This is a genomic window from Coleofasciculus sp. C1-SOL-03, assembly GCF_040220555.1.
GTDB lineage: Bacteria > Cyanobacteriota > Cyanobacteriia > Cyanobacteriales > Coleofasciculaceae > Coleofasciculus.
Window position 1 is genome coordinate 1 of the sequence record NZ_JAVJUO010000079.1, and the last position, 19468, is coordinate 19468.

16 protein-coding genes are annotated in these 19468 nt (G+C 45.3%); 8 read left to right on the forward strand and 8 right to left on the reverse strand.

Annotated elements, in window-relative coordinates; all coding sequences use genetic code 11:
* Positions 1-174: 174 nt before the first annotated feature.
* Positions 175-1173, reverse strand: a complete 999-nt coding sequence (locus RIE73_RS13880) for a beta-ketoacyl-ACP synthase III (RefSeq protein WP_446401732.1) — start codon at positions 1171-1173, stop codon at positions 175-177.
* A gap of 56 nt (positions 1174-1229) precedes the next feature.
* Positions 1230-2330, reverse strand: a complete 1101-nt coding sequence (plsX, locus tag RIE73_RS13885; protein ID WP_446401733.1) for a phosphate acyltransferase PlsX — start codon at positions 2328-2330, stop codon at positions 1230-1232.
* Positions 2331-2646: 316 nt separating this feature from the next.
* Here plsX and RIE73_RS13890 point away from each other — a divergent pair, with 316 nt between their 5' ends.
* The 5 genes from RIE73_RS13890 to RIE73_RS13910 all read left to right on the forward strand — a co-directional run bounded on the left by RIE73_RS13890 (position 2647) and on the right by RIE73_RS13910 (position 6974).
* Positions 2647-3966 carry a D-alanyl-D-alanine carboxypeptidase gene (locus RIE73_RS13890; RefSeq protein WP_446401734.1) on the forward strand — a complete coding sequence of 440 codons (1320 nt, stop codon included), beginning with the start codon at positions 2647-2649 and terminating at the stop codon, positions 3964-3966.
* Positions 3967-4215: 249 nt separating this feature from the next.
* Complete coding sequence (locus RIE73_RS13895; RefSeq protein ID WP_446401735.1) at positions 4216-4509, forward strand: DUF433 domain-containing protein; 294 nt, start codon at positions 4216-4218, stop codon at positions 4507-4509.
* Positions 4506-4850: a DUF5615 family PIN-like protein gene (locus RIE73_RS13900; protein WP_446401736.1), complete on the forward strand. Its 345-nt coding sequence runs from the start codon at positions 4506-4508 to the stop codon at positions 4848-4850. The genes RIE73_RS13895 and RIE73_RS13900 overlap by 4 nt, the downstream gene beginning before the upstream one ends.
* A gap of 314 nt (positions 4851-5164) precedes the next feature.
* Positions 5165-5953, forward strand: a complete 789-nt coding sequence (locus tag RIE73_RS13905; protein WP_446401737.1) for an HAD family hydrolase — start codon at positions 5165-5167, stop codon at positions 5951-5953.
* A gap of 139 nt (positions 5954-6092) precedes the next feature.
* Positions 6093-6974 carry a methyltransferase domain-containing protein gene (locus tag RIE73_RS13910; RefSeq protein WP_446401738.1) on the forward strand — a complete coding sequence of 294 codons (882 nt, stop codon included), beginning with the start codon at positions 6093-6095 and terminating at the stop codon, positions 6972-6974.
* A gap of 351 nt (positions 6975-7325) precedes the next feature.
* Here RIE73_RS13910 and RIE73_RS13915 read toward each other — a convergent pair whose 3' ends face one another.
* Positions 7326-8399 (reverse strand): radical SAM/SPASM domain-containing protein, encoded by a 1074-nt coding sequence (locus RIE73_RS13915; RefSeq protein ID WP_446401739.1) that lies wholly within the window; start codon positions 8397-8399, stop codon positions 7326-7328.
* 435 nt (positions 8400-8834) lie between these two features.
* Between RIE73_RS13915 and RIE73_RS13920 the strand changes: the two genes are divergently transcribed.
* The 3 genes from RIE73_RS13920 (at position 8835) to RIE73_RS13930 (ending at position 11492) form a co-directional block, all read left to right on the forward strand.
* Positions 8835-10028, forward strand: a complete 1194-nt coding sequence (locus tag RIE73_RS13920) for a DNA double-strand break repair nuclease NurA (protein ID WP_446401740.1) — start codon at positions 8835-8837, stop codon at positions 10026-10028.
* 249 nt (positions 10029-10277) lie between these two features.
* The gene (locus RIE73_RS13925) at positions 10278-10889 is read left to right on the forward strand and encodes a hypothetical protein (RefSeq protein WP_446401741.1); all 612 of its coding nucleotides are present in this window, start codon (positions 10278-10280) and stop codon (positions 10887-10889) included.
* A 54-nt stretch (positions 10890-10943) separates the two neighbouring features.
* On the forward strand, positions 10944-11492 hold the full coding sequence (locus RIE73_RS13930; protein ID WP_446401742.1) for a Uma2 family endonuclease: 549 nt from the start codon (positions 10944-10946) through the stop codon (positions 11490-11492).
* 247 nt (positions 11493-11739) lie between these two features.
* Here RIE73_RS13930 and RIE73_RS13935 read toward each other — a convergent pair whose 3' ends face one another.
* The 5 genes from RIE73_RS13935 to RIE73_RS13955 all read right to left on the reverse strand — a co-directional run bounded on the left by RIE73_RS13935 (position 11740) and on the right by RIE73_RS13955 (position 19432).
* Positions 11740-12246: a hypothetical protein gene (locus tag RIE73_RS13935; protein ID WP_446401743.1), complete on the reverse strand. Its 507-nt coding sequence runs from the start codon at positions 12244-12246 to the stop codon at positions 11740-11742.
* Between the two features lie 137 nt (positions 12247-12383).
* A complete protein-coding gene (locus tag RIE73_RS13940) occupies positions 12384-13994 on the reverse strand; it encodes an NAD(P)H-quinone oxidoreductase subunit 4 (RefSeq protein WP_446401744.1) in 1611 nt (536 codons plus the stop codon).
* A gap of 380 nt (positions 13995-14374) precedes the next feature.
* On the reverse strand, positions 14375-15157 hold the full coding sequence (locus tag RIE73_RS13945) for a PEP-CTERM sorting domain-containing protein (protein ID WP_446401745.1): 783 nt from the start codon (positions 15155-15157) through the stop codon (positions 14375-14377).
* A 250-nt stretch (positions 15158-15407) separates the two neighbouring features.
* Complete coding sequence (locus RIE73_RS13950; protein ID WP_446401746.1) at positions 15408-16670, reverse strand: alpha/beta hydrolase fold domain-containing protein; 1263 nt, start codon at positions 16668-16670, stop codon at positions 15408-15410.
* A 95-nt stretch (positions 16671-16765) separates the two neighbouring features.
* Complete coding sequence (locus RIE73_RS13955; protein ID WP_446401747.1) at positions 16766-19432, reverse strand: EAL domain-containing protein; 2667 nt, start codon at positions 19430-19432, stop codon at positions 16766-16768.
* Positions 19433-19468: the final 36 nt, after the last annotated feature.

Genomic DNA, 19468 nt, shown 5'->3' on the forward strand with positions numbered 1-19468 from the left:
ACGGAAAATCGGGCGTTTCGGCTTTTAGAAGCGAGTTTGACCGAACCTAATTTTGTACGGTTTTTCCCCCTTGTCTTCTTTCCATCCTTGTCCTCCTTGTCTTGTCCCAACCATAAAATAAAAAACCTACACCTGTAAGCTACCCCACCCCAAGACTTATTCAGCAACCCCTACTTATCGTCCCCATTCAAAAATAGCCGCCCCCCAGGTTAATCCTGCACCAAAACCGGAACTGGCAATAATATCACCGGGTTGAATTTTTCCCGATCGCACGGCTTCATCGAGAATTAAGGGAATCGAAGCCGCAGACGTATTCCCATACTGACTCAAATTACTCAACACCTTATGGCTGGGAATCTTCAACCGTTGAGCCACGGCATCCAGAATCCGTTGATTGGCTTGGTGAAGTAGCAGCCAGTCTACATCCTCGGCGGTCAGATTTGCCTGGAATAGCGCCTTCTCAATCACTTCTGGCACCTTTTGCACGGCAAATCGATAGACTTCTTTACCGTTCATGGTAATGGCGGCAAAATTCCCTTGACCGACTTCGATGTCCTTGACAAGTTGCTGGGTTTGTGGTTTATAAGCCAACTGTAAACATTTATTCTGACTGCCATCACTGCGAATCTGGAATCCCAACAAGCGATCGCGTGAATCTGCCTGTAACATCACAGCCCCCGCACCATCCCCAAATAACACACAGGTGCCGCGATCGGACCAATCCAGCCAGCGCGACAACATATCCGCGCCAATTAATAAAATATTCTGATAAACGCCAGTCCGAATAAACTGGGCAGCCGTTACTAAACCAAACACAAAACCCGAACACGCCGCCGTGATGTCAAACGCTACAGCATTCGATGCGCCGAGTAACGCCTGAATTTGACTCGCTGTACCAAACAGATCATCCGGTGTAGACGTAGCCAGGATAATGAGCTGTACCTGATCCGGCGCAACTCCCGCCATCTCCATCGCCCGTTTTGCCGCCTCAGCCGCTAACCCACTCAAACTGGCTTGAGCATCCGCTAGACACCGTTGACGAATGCCTGTGCGGGTAGTAATCCACTCATCCGATGTCTCAACCATCTGGCTGAGTTGATGGTTATCCAAAACACCATCGGGTGTCGCCGAACCACTCCCGGTAATCGCAATCCCTGTGCCTAGTTGAGTCAAAATGATTCTCCATCAAAGAAACCGCCAATTCACTCTCCGCCCCAGATCGCACCACGCTAACCTTTTGTATCCTCTGAAGGCTGCACCTCAGATGGCTGATTAGTTCCATCTAACGGTTCACTCCCCCCACTCCGGGTTGCCGATTGTTTCGCCGCTTTGATCTCAGTAGACTGAATACGCTCCAGTACCTGATTATCAATCGCTTCTTTTGCCAAGCGAATCGCATTAAAAATAGACGGTGCTTGGGAACTACCATGACTAATAATACAGACTCCAGCCACCCCCAAGAGCAACCCACCGCCATGTTCAGCATGATCGATACGCTGCTTAATCCGCTTCAGATTCGGCTTGAGAATCGCCGTTCCCAGTTGACCATGTAAGCCTTGGGGCAATTCCTCCCGCAGAATTTGTAAGACGATTTCTCCCACCGCTTCGGCAAACTTGAGTAAGATGTTGCCGACAAAGCCATCACAGACAATTACATCAAACTGACCGGAGAGTACATCTCTGCCTTCAGCATTACCCAGAAAGGCTACTCTGGGATTCTGCTGTAGCAGTTGATGAGTCCGAATCGCTAAATCATTCCCCTTACAGTCTTCTTCCCCGATATTGAGCAATCCGACTTTGGGTTCTGGTATTCCCAGCACATACTGGCTATATACCGTCCCCATCACCGCAAATTGCTCCAGATATTTGGGGCGACAATCGACATTTGCCCCCACATCTAGAATAATCACTGGCTTTCCAGCAATCAGGGTGGGGAACATAGCGCCAATCGCTGGGCGATCAATGCCCTTGAGCCGTCCCAAACGCAGTAATGCTGCTGCCATAGCTGCGCCAGAATGACCCGCCGACACCACAGCTTGTGCCTGCTTGGTTTTCACTAAATCCATCGCCACGTTGATTGACGCCTTGGGTTTGCGTTTAATCGCCACCAAGGGTTCCTCTTCCATGGAAACTACGTCTTCCGCCGGGACTATTTCTAGCTGGCGCGGACTGCTGTGTTCTTTCAGGGACGCTTCAATAGCTTGAGGATCGCCAACCAATATAACCTCTACGCCCAACTCTTCTTGGGCTCGGATAGCTCCAGCCACAATTTCTGAGGGAGCGTGATCCCCTCCCATCGCGTCGATTGCGATCCGTTCGCGAGATGCCATTGCTCAAAGAGATAGAAACCTTAAAGATTTTAACAGAAGCCGTTGCTTGAGTAATCCTGTTTTAGCGTATTTGGCGATATAGCACTACGAGGTACGGAAAGGACATAAGTTAATCCTCACAGGGAACGGGGAACAGGGAACAGGGAACAGGGAACACTCAAGAATCTCCTCTCCTTACCAAGGTAGCTGCTATAAGCCCCACACTCCACACCCCACGCCCTCTCAAGAGTGCTGATTTCCCAGAAAAACCCTTGAAGAAACCTTTTCATCGGTGTCATCCGCTTCGTACAATAAAGCACCGTGGAGGAGAAACGGAATGTTACAACGAATTGGTTCTGGATTAATTGCTTCATCGATCGCGGCGTTATTGGTCAAGATTGTGGGAATGCAGGCGGCTACCGTGGATTTAGATCAGGTTGAGACTATCCAACCCTTGCCATGGCAAGAAACATCCTTATTTACTCTACCCAAGCCTGATCCGAGCGCCGAAGCCACGATTAATCAATATCTTCAAGACCTAAGAAATCAGGGTTCACTCGCCGACAATCAAGGCATCTGGATACAATCCGGGCTGAATGTGCTGGCTGAACATCAGGGTAAAATACCCCGCCCTGCGGCTTCATTGACTAAAATTGCTACCACATTAGTGACGTTAAGTCAATGGAAACCTGATTATAAGTTTGAAACCCAAGTGGGTGCTACAGGGGATATCCGCGATGGTGTATTAGAGGGAGATTTAGTGATTAAGGGCGGTGGTGATCCCCTGTTTGTCTGGGAAGAAGCGATCGCCCTAGGGAACAGTCTCAACCAACTTGGCATTCGCCGCGTCAATGGCAATTTAGTCATTGCGGGCAAGTTCAATATGAACTACGAAGAAAACCCGACGCGATCGGGTGAATTGCTCAAGACAGGATTAAATGGCAAAACCTGGTCTCGTTCCGTGATCCGTCACCATGGCAGAATGTCTCCGGGAACCCCCAAACCTGAACTGGTGATTAGCGGTCAAGTCAAAACGGTAAAAATTCCGCCTGATGATACCAGGATACTATTACGTCACCAATCCCTACCCTTGGCGGAAATCCTTAGAGAAATGAATATTTACAGTAACAATGGCATGGCTGAGATTTTAGCCGATGCCGTTGGTGGGGCTGAAATTGTTGCCAAAGAAGCCGCCAAGTTAGCCAATGTACCTCAAGCGGAAATTAAACTGATTAATGGATCAGGATTAGGAACAGAAAACCAAATCTCTCCCCGTGCGGCTACCGCGATGCTAATCGCCCTGGAAAAATTATTAACCCCTCATAACTTAGGTGTAATTGATGTATTCCCCTTAGCTGGGCGCGATAGACACGGGACAATCTATGCTCGCAATCTGCCAGAGGGAACCGCGATGAAAACCGGAACCCTACGCCAGGTGAGTGCTTTAGCTGGGGTCATGCCAACCAGTGAGCGCGATCGGGTTTGGTTTGCGATTATTAATGGGGGCAATAACGTCTGGGAATTTCGCCAACAGCAAGACCAACTATTGGACAAGCTTACCCAAAACTGGGGCAATCAACCCAGTCTCAACCCTAAAACCGCTCTCTCCCGTTCCCAACTGGGTGATCCCAAGCGCAATAAAGTTGTTGCCAATTAAGATCAATGGCACTGAAAATTTGCCCTGTTGGAGCGCAAACACCCTTGATCAGTAGTTGGACACAATAAAAACTAACGGTGGAGTTCGTCATTTATTTATGTCCGTTGTCCCTGAAGGGGTGACAGACTATATCTTCGCTTCAGTAATTCTGGATGGATTAGTGCGATTCGAGCAAGATTTGAGGTAGAGTCTGGGTAGAACAATATTGCTCTACAATGAAAACGAGTTATCCCTTATGGGCTTTTATTGATGACCACTACAGCCGTTTCCAGATATGTCACTCGCAATCCAGAGATCTTAAGCGGTGAACCCATTATCACTGGGACTCGCATATCGGTACGAGTCATCGTCGGCTTATGGCGATTGGGGACTCCTCCTGAAGAAATTCCGACACAGTATCCTCAGCTTACCCTGGCTCAAGTTTTTGATGCCCTGAGTTTTTATTTGGATAACCAGGCTGAAATCAATGAGTATATTGAGCAAAACCACGTCCCTGATGACTTGATTCATCCCGCAGTGCGCCAAGCGTTGAAAGCGGAATGAAAATCTTTGCGTCACTCTACACTGATGAGGATATTGCTAATTTAGTTGCCACTCTTCTACGAGCTAGAGGTCTGGATGTCCTCACAACGATTGAGGCTGAGATGACAGGTTACTCTGATCAGGAACAATTAGCTTATGCTGCTTCAGAGGAGCGATGTCTATTGACCCATAATCGAGTGGATTATGAAAGATTGCACCTGAGCTACATCAAAACAGGACAACAGCATTCGGGTATCATTGTAACACCTCAAAATAATGCTTATGAGATTGCTCAACGAGTTGGTATCATTCTCAATACTCTGACAGCCGATGAGGTTTTTAACCAGATTTTGTATGTGTAGTTTCTTTCTTTTATTCAGCTTTTAAGTAACTTTGTCTGCCTTTATATTGAAGTGATTGATAAAATCAGTTAGTTCATTTATAATGTTAATTCCGTGTCTTTTACTAGGGATGTTATTATTACTAAGTAGGTTGGTGGAAATAAACTCAAGTATATTAAGTTATGTAAACAGACCTCAAACCCTTACAAATGACATAAGACAAATGACAAATGACGATCTCAGCCGTTAACTTTTATTGTCCCTACCTACTTATTATATCTGTTCCGACCTATTGAGGACTGCTATAGATCATTATTCATCATTGAGATAACTTTATGTCAACTAATGCACCCACCATTCTCGCCCTAGACTTTGATGGCGTTATCTGTGATGGACTTCTGGAATATTTCCAAACCGCTTGGCGTACTTATTGCAAAATTTGGCAACCTAAAAACACAACACCTCCGCCAGACTTAGCCGAAAAATTTTACCGCTTGCGCCCTGTGATTGAATCCGGGTGGGAAATGCCTGTTTTACTACGAGCGTTACTTTTAGGTGTTTCAGAAACCCAGATTTTGCAAGATTGGTCAACCGTTTTGCACCAATGTATTGACTCTGAAAACTTGCAGCCAAGCGACTTGGGTCAACAAGTCGATAAAATTCGCGATGAATGGATTACTAATGATTTAGAAGGCTGGTTAGCACTGCACCGCTTTTATCCTGGGGTAATTGAGCGCCTACGGCAAATATTAGACACACCAACGCAGATCTTTATTGTTACCACGAAAGAAGGACGTTTTGCCAAGCAGTTATTACAACAACAAGGTATCGAATTATCGGAGGATAGAATTATTGGCAAAGAAATTAAACGTCCCAAACACCAAACTCTACGAAAACTGATCAATGAATTTACAGGGAATTTTGGCAGTCTCTGGTTTGTAGAAGATCGGTTAAATACCCTACTATCAGTGGAACAGCAATCAGACTTAGCTCAGGTGAGACTTTATTTAGCAGATTGGGGCTATAATACAGCCGCGCACCGAGACGAGGTTCGTAATCATTTAAAAATTCAGTTATTGTCTCTGTCCGAGTTTAGTCAGGATTTCTCGGCTTGGTCTAACTAGAGTTCAGATCATGGGTTCCTGAAATTAATGTCTTGCAACCTCTTATTTAAAGCTAAACTTTAGCTTAAGAACGTCACGTCTAGTGCAAATTTATGTATCATGGACATAAAAGATTGAGCTAAGTAAGGAGCGATGAGGTATGCAATATGTTAGATGCAATCTCTGCGGTAGCGATGACTACACTATTTTATTTGAACCTGGTGTAGCTCAAATCAGTCAAATTGTTAAGTGTAACTGTTGTAATTTGATGTATGCTAACCCTAGGGCAAAAGATGCGGATCATGTAGGGATCGAGACGTGGAATCCAGATTGGGTTCTATCTAATCCAGATCGACAAAAGTTAGAAAAAGAATCACTTCAGGTTAAAGATTATGAATCAACCCAAAAATTCCTGAATGAATATTATCCCAAAAAAGGCAAACTACTTGAGATAGGCAGTAGTTTTGGTTACTTATTAAACTTTTTTAAAAAAGATGAATGGCAGGTAATGGGAGTTGAACCTAACTTAGGTCAATGTAAATATGCCGAATCTCATTTTGGCATAAAAGCTATTCCTAGCACCTTAGAAAAAGCAGAAATTAGCGATAATTCAATCGATGTAGTATTAATGATGCATGTTATAGAGCATGTACCTGATCCGTATATGACGTTTAAAGAAGTTTATCGCATCTTGAAGCCAGGTGGTATCTTTGTTGTAGAAACGCCCAGATACGACACGTTAGTGTTCAAATTGTTGGGCAAAAGAGAAAGAAGCCTAAGTTGCAATGGACATATTTACTTTTTTACTAGCCAGACTCTAGAAAAAATGGCAACTCAAGCTGGCTTTACAATGCTGAAGTTAGACTCTGTTGGTCGTTCACTAACCCTAGACAGGCTTTTTTATAATTTTGGTGTTATGAGTAAGAATAAACTAATCAAAGATAAACTCAATGATTTTTCCAAAAAATTTAATCTAAATCAAGTAAGAATCTCCATTAACGCTAGGGATATGCAACGGGCGTATTTGATGAAACCTGCGTAAAAGTTTTATGCAAACTTGTAATTCTAATAAGATGTGCTTAAGTAGTCGGGTAAGGATTTGACGCTTGTTGACATTTCTTAGTACAGCGGACAGATTCAGATTTTATGTCCAGGTGCTTACAGCGCTTTTCAACTAAGTGAGGTACACAAACAGATCCCGGACTTCTTCAAGAAGTCCGGGATCTTGCTTAGATGACTGTACCTCATTAACCTGAAATCTGCTGTATCATCCCAAGTACGGGACATCTCTGTCGAACCTTTTATGTGAAACCCAAATGAAATCCCTCAATCCCTCGACCGGAGAGCATAGTCCAGTTCTATTCTCTAGGCGAGGGATAATCGGAATTTTGGATCAATTCCGCAGTAGCTTCATTCCCATCAAAACTTTATCCTTAAGCGTCTTTTGCGATACACAGGTAATCAAACAAAGTTGACCGCAGTCCAACGTCTGCTGGCGAACCTCTTTAGCTTTGTCCCCATACCAGATTTCTTTAGCACTCTGGTGTTTAACATTACCAATCACCGGATAATCATTACAGAGTTTCACATTCCCATCCGTTTCAATCCAGAAATTGCGAAGTCCAACTCGACAGGGGCGAACGGATTCGGGAGCTTTGTCTTCACGGAAGTGAGGTAAGAAAAGCCGCAGAACATCATCACCTGTCATAATCGGCGCACCGTTTTGCTTCATTTCAATCAAGCGCTCAATTACCTGAACAAACTCGTCATAGTCTTCGGCTTTCAGCCACAGTTCATTATAGGTTTCGGGTGTCCAAAGATTAACGGGCTGGAAATTAACAGCAGTCGCGCCAATTTGTTGCGCCCATTCTACCAGTTCAGGCATTAAGCGGAAATTAAGGCGATTTAATGTCGGTTTGACAATAATCGGGAAGGTTATCCCTTGTTTGTCCTGTTCCTGACGTAAATACTTAATGCCGTTAGAAAGCTTAGCAAATAAACCCGGATAACCCCGCAGGTAATCATGAAGTTCTGCATTGGGCGCATCTACTGACATATTTACATTAAAGGGACGCGATGCTACAGTTTTGGCAGCATTTTCCTGGGTCATGCACGAACCATTTGTGGTCACACCGCAGTGAATTCCATTGCTATTGGCAAACGCCAGTAGGTCGAGAAATCCTTTTTTGATATAAGGTTCACCGCCACTAAAGTTGATGGAATACGCACCCACAAAGTCTTTTATACTGAGGAGGGTGCTTTTCCATTCTTCAATCGTCATTTCCTCTTTGTTTTCAGGGAGTCGCCAATACTCACACTGACGACATTTCGCATTACAATGTTCATTGATAATCCCATAAAACGTAACTGGCTTTGTCCAATCTAATCCAGTTTGAATCCGCAGGGATTCGGCTACGGCATTTTCAGCATGTTTGACACCGAGTTTTGAAAGGGTTACAACATCCATAACGCACCTCATCGGTACTATTTGTTAATAAGCTTTATGCCAAGGGCATCCAAGTTCCTTTTTCTTTAAATATCCTTAAGCCGCGAGAAAAGCCTTTTGAGTTTATTCTCAAGACAGCTTAGAGCAAAATTAAGTCCCAGTTATCCAGCTTTCCTCATCTGGGTTACACAATACTCTCATGAATGCTAATTGGATTGTTTTGACTCTAGAACGTCTATCGCCATAAATTCAAGTTTTTTTTATTTAACTTAATATTTGGCGATTTAAGCTTATGCTGCATGTCTGAAGGAAATTGCCAACTGTAAAAATGGTTACAATGACTCACCAAAAAATTGGAAGTTTGTTTCGTTTAAGCAATAGTTCTAATTATTATTACTAAAATCTTAAATAAAGATAAGATAATTATACATATCCGGCATCGGGTACTATAGTTAAATGCTCGATCTCACCAAACTCGCGAAACAAATCCCTGGAATTAGCCAGCATCTGAAAGGGGAGGCGCTAGCCAGTCGCCACCGCTGGGAACTGGCGCAAAAGCTGATGCTGGAGACCAAAACCCGACAGGATGAGTTAATTCAATCCCACCAGCAATGGCGCGATCGCATAACCTTTACGGCGGCGGTTCCTGTCGAACCCCTGGATACTCACCGTGATCTGGACTCCCCTCCCGAAAGCCACACGATTTTCGCCACTGATGGGTCTCAAATTTCCCCCTCCCATCACGAAATCGCCTATTGTTATCTAATTAACGTCGGTCGGGTGATGCTGCACTATGGACAAAGTTTACACCCACTCTTGGATAGCCTACCCGAAGTCTTTTACCGACCCGAAGATTTGTACATATCCCGCCAATGGGGGATTCGTACCGAAGAATGGATGGGGTATCGTCGCACTGTGTCTGAGGTGTCGATATTGGCAGACATGGCGTGTCGCTGGGTCAATCCACCGGGTTCTCACTTTGGTATTCCCAATCTAGCGATGGTAGATGGATCACTGATTTACTGGTTTCTGGAGTCCTTACCCACAGAAGCCCGCGATCGCATCCTACCCCCGATTCTCGCCGCTTGGGATCAGTTGCGATCAGTAAATGTACCCCTGATGGGCTATTTGAGTGCGTCTCGCAGCAGTGAAGCCCTACATTTTCTCCGCTTACAAGCCTGTGCGTATGACACCCCCAACTGTCTCAGCCATTGCGCCTCTGTTACCGATAAATTGCCTTGTCAGGTTGTTGAACCCTTACGTGATACGATGCTCTGGTCGAGTTTACTGCAACCCGGACAACGTAGTCCCTTATTTCGCAGTTCGGTACGAATTTTGGATCTCTATGATCATCACCGGATTTACTTCTGCTATGTTCACGTTGGTACAGAAATTGCCCGCGTCGAGGTTCCAGAATGGGTAGCACAGGATACAAGGTTATTCAATCAAGCCCTTAGTTTAATGTTGGCACAAGTTTACAAAGGCTATGGCTATCCCATTGCTATAGGAGAAGCCCATAATCAGGCTGTGGTTCGAGGTGGCGATCGCGCCCGTTTTTTTACCTTATTGGAACAGCAGATGATTCGCGCTGGGTTACAAAATGTGGGAATATCCTACAAAGAAGCCCGCAAGCGTGGCAGTATTTCTTAAAAAGGGAGGGAGAGAATAGTTTTGACCCTTCACGTTGCTCAAGGAAACCTGGCGCGTGTGTAGGGGCGGGTTTCACTATTATCTTTTGAAATGGTGCGTTACGCTACCCTACCCTTCGGGAACGCTGCGCGAACGGGAACGCTTCGCGAACGCTCTCCTCACCCTACACCCGCCCCGATCAAATGTTAAGAGCGAGAATAATTCTACAAATGACAAATGACCAATAACAATTAAAGGAACGATCAAACTATGGTTAGCTTAGTCCGCATGCTGTCTACCCAAGACACAATTCTTAAACAAGAACCCATTCAATCCAGTCTACTGCCAAGCTATAAACTACAGCCGATTCCGGCTAGCACATTATTAGTTCTACAATCCTACGCGCCCCCAGATATAACCCGACATATTCGGATCAGTTTCCAGGATATTGGCTTTCAGGGCAGAAGTTTAAACTGGTATGCGTTTATTGATCATGTTCAAATCACCAAAGAACCCCTGAGACCAACAGAAACGGTGGCACAGATGCTCTCGAAGCAAATCGAAAAAGATGTTGTAAAAATGATGGTTTACCGAAAAACGTTGCCACCTGAAGGGGGGTTACTCAAAATTGTCTTTAATGTGGATACCGTAATTAAACGTGCCCCGGTTCAATCGATGTATTTAAGTCCCAATGCCCTGCAACCGATTCCCGCCGGGACTGAACTGGTGCTATTAACCGATAAGCCTGATGCTTATAATATGGTATCATTACCAATCGAAGATTCTCACCTAAAATTTACTCTCAAGGATGTTGAATTTAAAGGCTTTAATCAAGATTGGTATGCCTTTGTTAAACATGTTGGGTTGCAATTAGTGGGTTAACCTCGGACTATCACCAAGTCCAATTTAAAGCAGGCAAAAGGAGAATCGACCCAAATGGCAACATCAACCATTGTTTCAAATGACTCAAAACTCCTATCATTAGATGATTGGATACAAAATCCCCCTGAACGTACCGAATGGGTAGACGGGAAATTTGTGGAGAAAACGGGGATGACAGCTAAGCATGGTCGTACTCAAGCCAGACTCGCTACTTATTGGACAAATTACAAAAATTCCAATAACCAAGGTGGGGAAGTTTACACAGAAACACCTTGTCGAACAGTGGGACGAGGACGTTCTCCTGATGTTTCCTACCTAACACCCGAACTACTCACTCAATTTCCCGATTTTACTGTACTCCCCCAGAGTTTTCCCCTGATTGCTGAGATTATCTCTCCCACAGATAATGCCGAAGACGTCTTTGGCAAGGTCAATGAATATCTCCAATCCGGCTGTCAGGAAGTCTGGTTAGTATTACCGGAGAGTCAGTGGATTGTTGTGATTACTCAGCAGCAACGACTTTTATTCACGAAAGGGGACGTCGTGAGGACTCATAAGATCTTAAAAGGGTTTAGCGTAGCTGTTGATGAATTATTGGCTTGAAATAGCACGAGTTCCAAATTTCTATCACACCTGTAGCCCTAAATAGGGTCTGCTGAATAAGTGTTTTGGTGGGGTAGGGAGCAGGGGAAGCAGGGGGAGCAGGGGGAGCTGGGGGAGCAATGATACATTTTCCCTGATAGCGGTGCAAGGGTATGAAAGGGTTTTACCTTATGTCCTTGAAAATGAGCCAATGTTTATGCTACTCAAAGCCTTGATATCTAAGGGTTTTGGAGTTGTGCCGCAAACCCTAAATAATTACTTTGCCAATCATTAAAACTCCCTGATCGGATCGTAGATAGGGAACAGAAGTGCCCTTAAATCCGGTAATAAACGGCTTGTGGTGCAACTGCCAATAGCTGGGACTCATATCATGGGCGATCGCTTTTAAGGCTCTGAGTTCTTCCACCAGTTCTGTGGCGAGTTCGTTAATCCGATTGGCACGATCATAAGCCTGTTGAGTAGCGATCTCCACCTCATCGGCTAAGGTTAAGGGTTGCTTGGGTTTGACTAGAGGCTGTAGCTGTTGCTGTTTTTGCTCCAACTGCGCCTGCAACGCCGCGATCGCATTATCAATTCCCTGGACTTCGGCATAAACCTCTGCGGCTACCCTAGCTTGATGGCGATAAGCCGCCGCGATCGCTTCGGGTGAATTATTCTCAGGTTGCACCTCCTGATTGGTTAGAGCCTCTCGTTCGTGGCGTAGTGCGTCGAGTTGGGAGCGAATTGCCTCAATTTCTGCTTGTATCTGATCCATAGATACTTTTTTCTTGGTGCGGGTTTACTACCTTTACATAACACAATCGTTACATAACACATAGGTAAGGGCACGGCGATGCCGTGCCCCTACTTGTTTCGTAAATGCGAGTTGACCTGATAATCTGGAGAGCCAACTTATTCAACTATACCCAGCAAAGGTTGGGCTTTGGCTTTGGGTAGGGATGGTGCGTTGAATTTACCAGAATACAGGTTTGTCCGTTCTTGTGCAATGACTGGCAGAGCTTCACGCACTTGAGCCGTTACCGCCACGGTTTTGACATCATAGGTTTGGGTCGCAAGCTTGGGATATAAACCAATGCCGACAATGGGGATTAACAAACACAAGGCGACAAAGATTTCCCGTGGGTTGGCATCCGCGAAATAGTTATCCATGGAGAACTCCATCTTAGCTGTGCCGTAGAACACCTGACGCAGCATAGAGAGTAGATAGATGGGAGTGAGGATTAATCCCACGGCGGCTAACAGCACCATAACCACTTTAAAGGATGAGCTGTAGGCATCGCTAGTAGACATGCCCAGGAAGATAGACAATTCTCCCACAAACCCACTCATCCCTGGTAATGCTAGAGACGCCATCGCACCAGCGGTAAATAGGGCAAATACCTTAGGCATTTGTTTTGCCATACCCCCCATATTTTCCATTGCCAGGGTATGGGTGCGATCATAGGTGACACCCGACAGGAAGAATAGTGCAGCGGCAATTAATCCATGAGAGAGCATTTGCAGCATTGCGCCATTCGTACCTAATGCGGTAAAGGAAGCAATTCCAACCAGGACAAATCCCATCTGGGAAATTGAAGAATACGCCAAGCGCCGTTTGAGGTTATCTTGAGCAAAGGCAGTCAACGCCCCATAGATAATATTGACGACACCTAAAACAGCCAGTACCGGGGCAAAGCGAATATGGGCATCAGGCAGCATTTCCATATTCATCCGGATCAATCCGTAGCCTCCCATCTTCAGCAACACACCCGCTAAAATCATCGAAACAGGGGCAGAGGCTTGAGAGTGAGCATCAGGTAACCAGGTATGTAAGGGGAAAATCGGTAATTTTACGCCGTAAGCAATTAACAAGCCTGCATAAACCGCCAATTCCATCGCCATGGGGTAATGCTTTTGGGCAAGCTGTTGCATATCAAAGGTAACGGTATCACCGTAGAATGCCATGGCTAATGCGGCGACGAGAATGAAGATAGAACCTGCGGCGGTATAAAGAATAAACTTAGTCGCAGCATAGAGGCGCTTTTCTCCACCCCAGATGGAAATCAGCAGATACACGGGAATCAGTTCGAGTTCCCACATTAAGAAGAATAATAGTAAGTCCTGTGCCGCGAAGACGCCAATCTGGGCGCTGTACATCACCAGCATCAAGGCATAAAACAAACGAGGCTTACGGTTGACTTTCCAAGATGCCAGGATAGCCAGGGTGGTGACTAAGCCTGATAGCACAATTAGGGGCATTGAGAGTCCATCTACCCCGACTGACCAATTCAAGCCCAATTGGGGAATCCAGGAATAGGTTTCTTGGAGTTGGAACTGAGAGTTTTGTAAATCGTAGTGACGCCAAAAGGCATGGATGGTGAGGAGGAAGTTTGCCATGCCAACCCCCAGAGCATACCAGCGGACGGTTTTACCTTCTTTGTCGGGGATTAGGGGAATCGCCAGAGATGCCAGTAGGGGCAATAAGATAATCGTCGTTATCCAGGGTATTTGACTGCCAATCATGACTAAGGATATATGCCTATCGTTAATGTTGGTTACATTGTATTAAGTTTCGTAAAGGTTTGAGAAGAGGAGAAACACAAGCATACCAAATCTTCATAATAAACAGAACTAATACAAAGTTTCTCTGGGATTCAGGTTGAGGAGCGGCTGAGTGAAATAAATACCACACAATTGTGAAATTGTCAATAGTTAAATCCTGGGCATCCCAGAAGGCGACTAGGGCGTCCGATTTTTTGATGTCTAAAACAGCCGCTTCTAATTGTTCGTCACAGACGCCAATCCCACTGGCTTTGACTATAGAGACGTTGCCAGCAACGTCTCTACTTCACATTATTTGCTGATAGGTTAATCTCTTCCTCAGGGTAGATGTTTTGAATGGTTTAACCTGATTTGCGTTGTTTTGAGTACTGTCGTTTAAACCACGCTCCAAAACCTAAGGCTGTAGCTGAACCAAGTAGGGTCAATGGTTCAGGTACAGGCGTGGATGAGGTAGAAAAACCTTCAATTTTCAAGCCGACTCGAGAACGAGCGTGTGCTTGGTTAGGGTTAGGTGCGCCATCCAACCAACTCATCCTAGCAATACCAGAAAGAGTGCTAATTTGGGTATCGCTGGAAAAATAGTTTTTGGTGATATTTTGATTTCCCTGTGTTTCAGGTGCAACAGCGGAACTCGACACTGGATCAATATCAATTCCGTTAATTGCATCGACTTGCAAAAACATTTCAGTACCCGGAGCCACTTTTCCCTTTTCGATTTCGGTTTGTGATCGAGTCCAGAGGTAGAATCCATCAAAGGATGTTGCTGGTGGAGTCGCCTGGTAATATGAAATAGTTTGATCTTGAATGGTAAAGGAAACCGTATTTCCATCCCAATCTAACGTCCAGGGAACCTCTTGCTGATTCTGCCAATCCCAGTGGAATTGGTCTTTTGGTATCGGAAAATTATCTTCTCCGATGCCCAACTCCCAGTCTCTTGGTCCTTTAGCACCAGCTCTGCCTTCTAATGTCCAGTTCAAGTTAGTCCAACCATCAGGGGGATTCCCTCCCTCCTGGACAAAGTTTACGTTGACCGCAGATGCTGGTTGGGATAGCACGCCAAAACCAATGACAGATACTCCTACAGCTAAACTTGTGGTAATCAGCTTGTTGCGTATTAAATTCATGGCAACCTCCAAGTAATGTGGAGATTATTTTTATAGCTACTGTCACGTAGTTTAATTCTTTGAGCAGAGTTAATCCTAAAATTTAACATTAAAACACATCATTATACGTTTCTTTGCAAACTGCACATTTTCTTAATGATTAGTCTATGTACTAAGTCAAAAAAGATTAATAAATGATAAGTTGTAAGCGTCATACTACTACTGGCGTGGCACAATTAATGGAAGTGATTGTATTGTCCAGCACGAGTACTCACGAAGACTTCAACGCCCAAGCCAGAAATAGCTCAGTGTAATACAATGCTAACTGATTACTCACACCATTGAAAACCGCATCAAAGGCATGTTCAGCCCAGGGAATTTCTAACCAAACAGCACGATTTCCAGAAGCTTGTAATTGCTCGTAGAGTTGGTGTCCAAACTTTGCCTTGATGATATGATCCCGACTCGCGTAGACCAATAACGTAGGAGGCAGATTGGATTTAATATAACGAATAGGAGAAGCTTGCCCATAGAGTTCTGGAACTTCATCCGGTGTTCCGGCTAAGAAGTCATGGAGAATCGAACGAACGTTGATCGGGTCAGGACAGGGCAAATCATAGTATCCCTGGTTGAGGTCAACGGGTCCGTAGTAATTCACCACAGCCCGAATCGGAATCGTATTTAGATGATAAGCCGCAAGTGCTGCCAGTTGCGCTCCTGCCGATCGCCCCATGAGAGCAATTCGTTCGGTATCAATTTCCAACTCATTAGCATGGCTTTGGATATAGGATAGAGCCGCCTGTACATCCTCAAGTTGAGTCGGAAAGTGATATTGGGGAGCATGGCGGTAATCAATCGCGATCACAGAGTAGCCCTGATTTGCCATGTAGCGGTTAAATGTCTCATTGTTATCGGGAGTCCCTATTTGCCACGCCCCCCCATAGATGGTAATAATCGTCGGATAGTTGCCAAGCGTCAACGGTCGGTAAACATTGAGTTTAAGGTTTACCCCATCCGGCTGAGAAAATATAATCCCTCGGTCAATGCGAACCTCCGCGATCGCAATCCCCCGAAACGCATCGGCTAAACTAAAAGGCTGGGGACGCATGGGTGTCGGTGCATCCTGGAGAATTGTTGCCAAATCCTCTACACCCAGATCCTTGAGCATTTGAGCCGCCATTCGTGCATTCACTCCTGGAAACTGAATTAACGGCAAAAGGCTGAGGATTAAACCCAGCAAGCTACCGATTACGGCAACATTGTACAGACCGCCTTGCTGTAAATTGAAGATAGCCAGCATTAGTGCGATCGCATTCACACCCAACAGCCAAGGACTGGCTTCTGGCGCAGCCACAGCTAGAGGTAACATCCAAAACGTAGGCGCTGGGACAATCACCCAGAGACTCAGACACAATCCGACTCCACTCAGGAACAAAGGCAAGAACAGCGACAGTAGGAACATGCCTAACAAAATCAGTGCTGTTTTCCCTTTGATGCTTTGCCCTGTGCTTTTGTCCCAGTTAACTTGGAGCATGGAGTGAAAAATCGATGATTACATTCTAATCCTACATCGGCTATATAAAACTAATACCATTCCGGACATAGAATGTCGGCTAATGTCAGAAAACGTCAATAAAATTTTTGGACTTGCTCATCCTCAACAGATACAGAGGTTTTGACTTCATTTTTAACGCTCACTGAACGACTAACCTGACGCTCTAACTGAACCGATTTTCCTCGAAGTAATTCTCTAGCGCCATCACTGTCTACTGGTTTTGAGAATAAAAATCCTTGACCATAGTGACATTGCAAAGCCACTAAAGGTGACACTTGTTCCAATAACTCAATTCCCTCAGCCACCACATCCATACTCATGGTGCGGGCGAGGGTGATAATCGCTTGAACAATTTCTGAGTTCTCTCCTAACGCACCAATCCGACTGATAAAGGAGCGATCAATTTTTAGCGTACTAATCGGAAAATTATGCAGGCGACTTAAGGAAGAATAGCCGGTGCCAAAGTCGTCAATGCACAGGTGAATTTGCCGTTTTTTCAATTCCAATAGTAAGTCTTTGACCAGTTCCGGATTATCGATGACCACACTTTCGGTAATCTCCAACTTTAAACTGCCAACCGCAATGTTGGTTTCCTTTAATATTTGGTCAATTTGCGCCAATAAATCCGGTTGCGTAAACTGTTTACAGGACAAATTCACATTCATCGTCAACGGTTGAGGACTAGAAAATTGCTGCTGCCAAATACTGAGTTGGCGACAAGCTTCCCGCAGTATCCACCAGCCGATCGGAATAATTAATCCAGTTTCTTCGGCGATGGGGATAAACTCGGCAGGAAAGACTAACCCGCGTTGCGGATGTTGCCAACGTACCAATGCTTCAAAGCCAGTAATTTGATGGGTAAGTAGGGAGACAATCGGTTGATAATGGACTTGAAATTCTTGCCGTTCGATCGCACGCCGCATATCGGTTTCTAGCTGTAATCGATCAACCGTGCGACTCAACATTTGGTTCTCAAAGATGGCATAGCCCGGTTTACCTTGGGAACGGGCGCGATGCATGGCGGTATTGGCGTTACGGAGTATGTTTTCAGCCGATAAAACCTGGCGATCGCGATTCGTATTTAGGGCAATGCCAATACTGGCTGTCATGAACACGTCCCGCCCTTCCAGGTTAAAGGGTAATGTCAATTGTTGCTCAATCCCATCTGCCACTTGAATGGCATCACCAACCCCCTGAATTCCTTCTAGCAGGATAGCGAACTCATCCCCACCCAAACGGGCGACAGTATCCGTGGGACGCAAGCACTCTTGTAGGCGTTGTCCAAACTCTTGCAGTAATTGATCGCCTAAATGATTTCCCAAACTTTCGTTAACCACTTTGAAGCGATTGAGATTGAGTAACACCACGGCAAATCGATAGGGCGGAGCATCCCGGTTCTCCCCCTGATCCGGTTGGGCGCGTCGTCCGGCTTGCTGCAAGCGATCCATGAATAAGGCGCGGTTCGCTAGTCCAGTGAGGCGATCATAAAAGGCATTAAACAATAATAGTTCTTCTGCTTGTTTGCGATCGGTAATGTCGAAAGCATAAATGCGAATACACTCGATTTCGGAAACGTAATGCAGGACTTGTTCGTAAACAACGTCCCCAATTTTCACCTCACGTCTAAATGACCCTTGCTGCTGCATCAACCGAATCATTGAGGGCATTTCTGCTAAAAATGGATGTTCAGCTTCACTCTCTAATAATTCAGGCAACAAGCGCATGGCTTCTGGGTTAAGATAACGCACCCGCCCTGCTAAATCAATTTCGACAATGGGATTGGGGGTCAATAGGGGAAACGAGGCTAAACGGGCTGTTTCTTGATGGGTGAGACAATGTTCATTTTGATCCCGTCCGATGGCAAAAAAGAAGTCAAGTTCACCAGTTTTCTTAAAAACCTGTTGGCTACGCCATTCCACCCAAAGTTCTCGACCCTCTTTGGTCAGGACTCCGGTTTCATGGACGGTGGGTGATTTTAATTCTGACTTTTCATCAGGAGTTTTGATTAATTTGGCAAAGGGTTTGCGGTCAACGTCTCGAAGAAACGTATTCACAAAATCCGTTCCCTTCACTTCATCCAAGGTATAACCCAAGGTTTCCAGTAATCTCGGATTCATCATCCGGGTTTTTCCCTGGGGATCAATGGCGACAAAAAAGCCACCATGGGTTTCGACTAAATTTTGATTAAATTCCTGTTGCTGGTGCAGTTGTTCGGTTAACTGTTGGCGTTCCATCACCAACCCTAACTGCATCGCGATCGCACTCACCCATTCCATCCATTGGCGATCGCTAGGATGAGAGTGGCGGGTAAAAAATGTTAAAACAGCGAGTACCCGATCATCGAGGAGAATGGGGATCGCGCCTCCAGCTTGAAACCCTTGCGGCTGATCCGTGGCGCTAAGCAGAGTGCTTTCGGCGTCAGGATCAATCCTATTTGCCTTGGTTTGGTCAATCCATTCTGATTGTTTTGATGTCCACACCCGTCCGGGTAAACCGATATTGGGGGAAAATGTTAATGTTTCTCTGGTGCGTCGCCATGGTTGTAGATCACAGGGATCACCAGACCAGGCTTGGCTACAGGTTAAACTGTGAGAATCAGAAGTCGGAAGCCATGCTTCACCATAATCCCAACGGGTGACTTCACAGACACGATGTAGCACTAGATCCAATGCTGAGTGAAGATCCGGAACCTTGGCGATCGCCGGAATCAGAGATTGCAACAGACGGAGTTGTTCGGACATGTACTAAAAAAACCCTTTTATCATAGATGCTTTCAC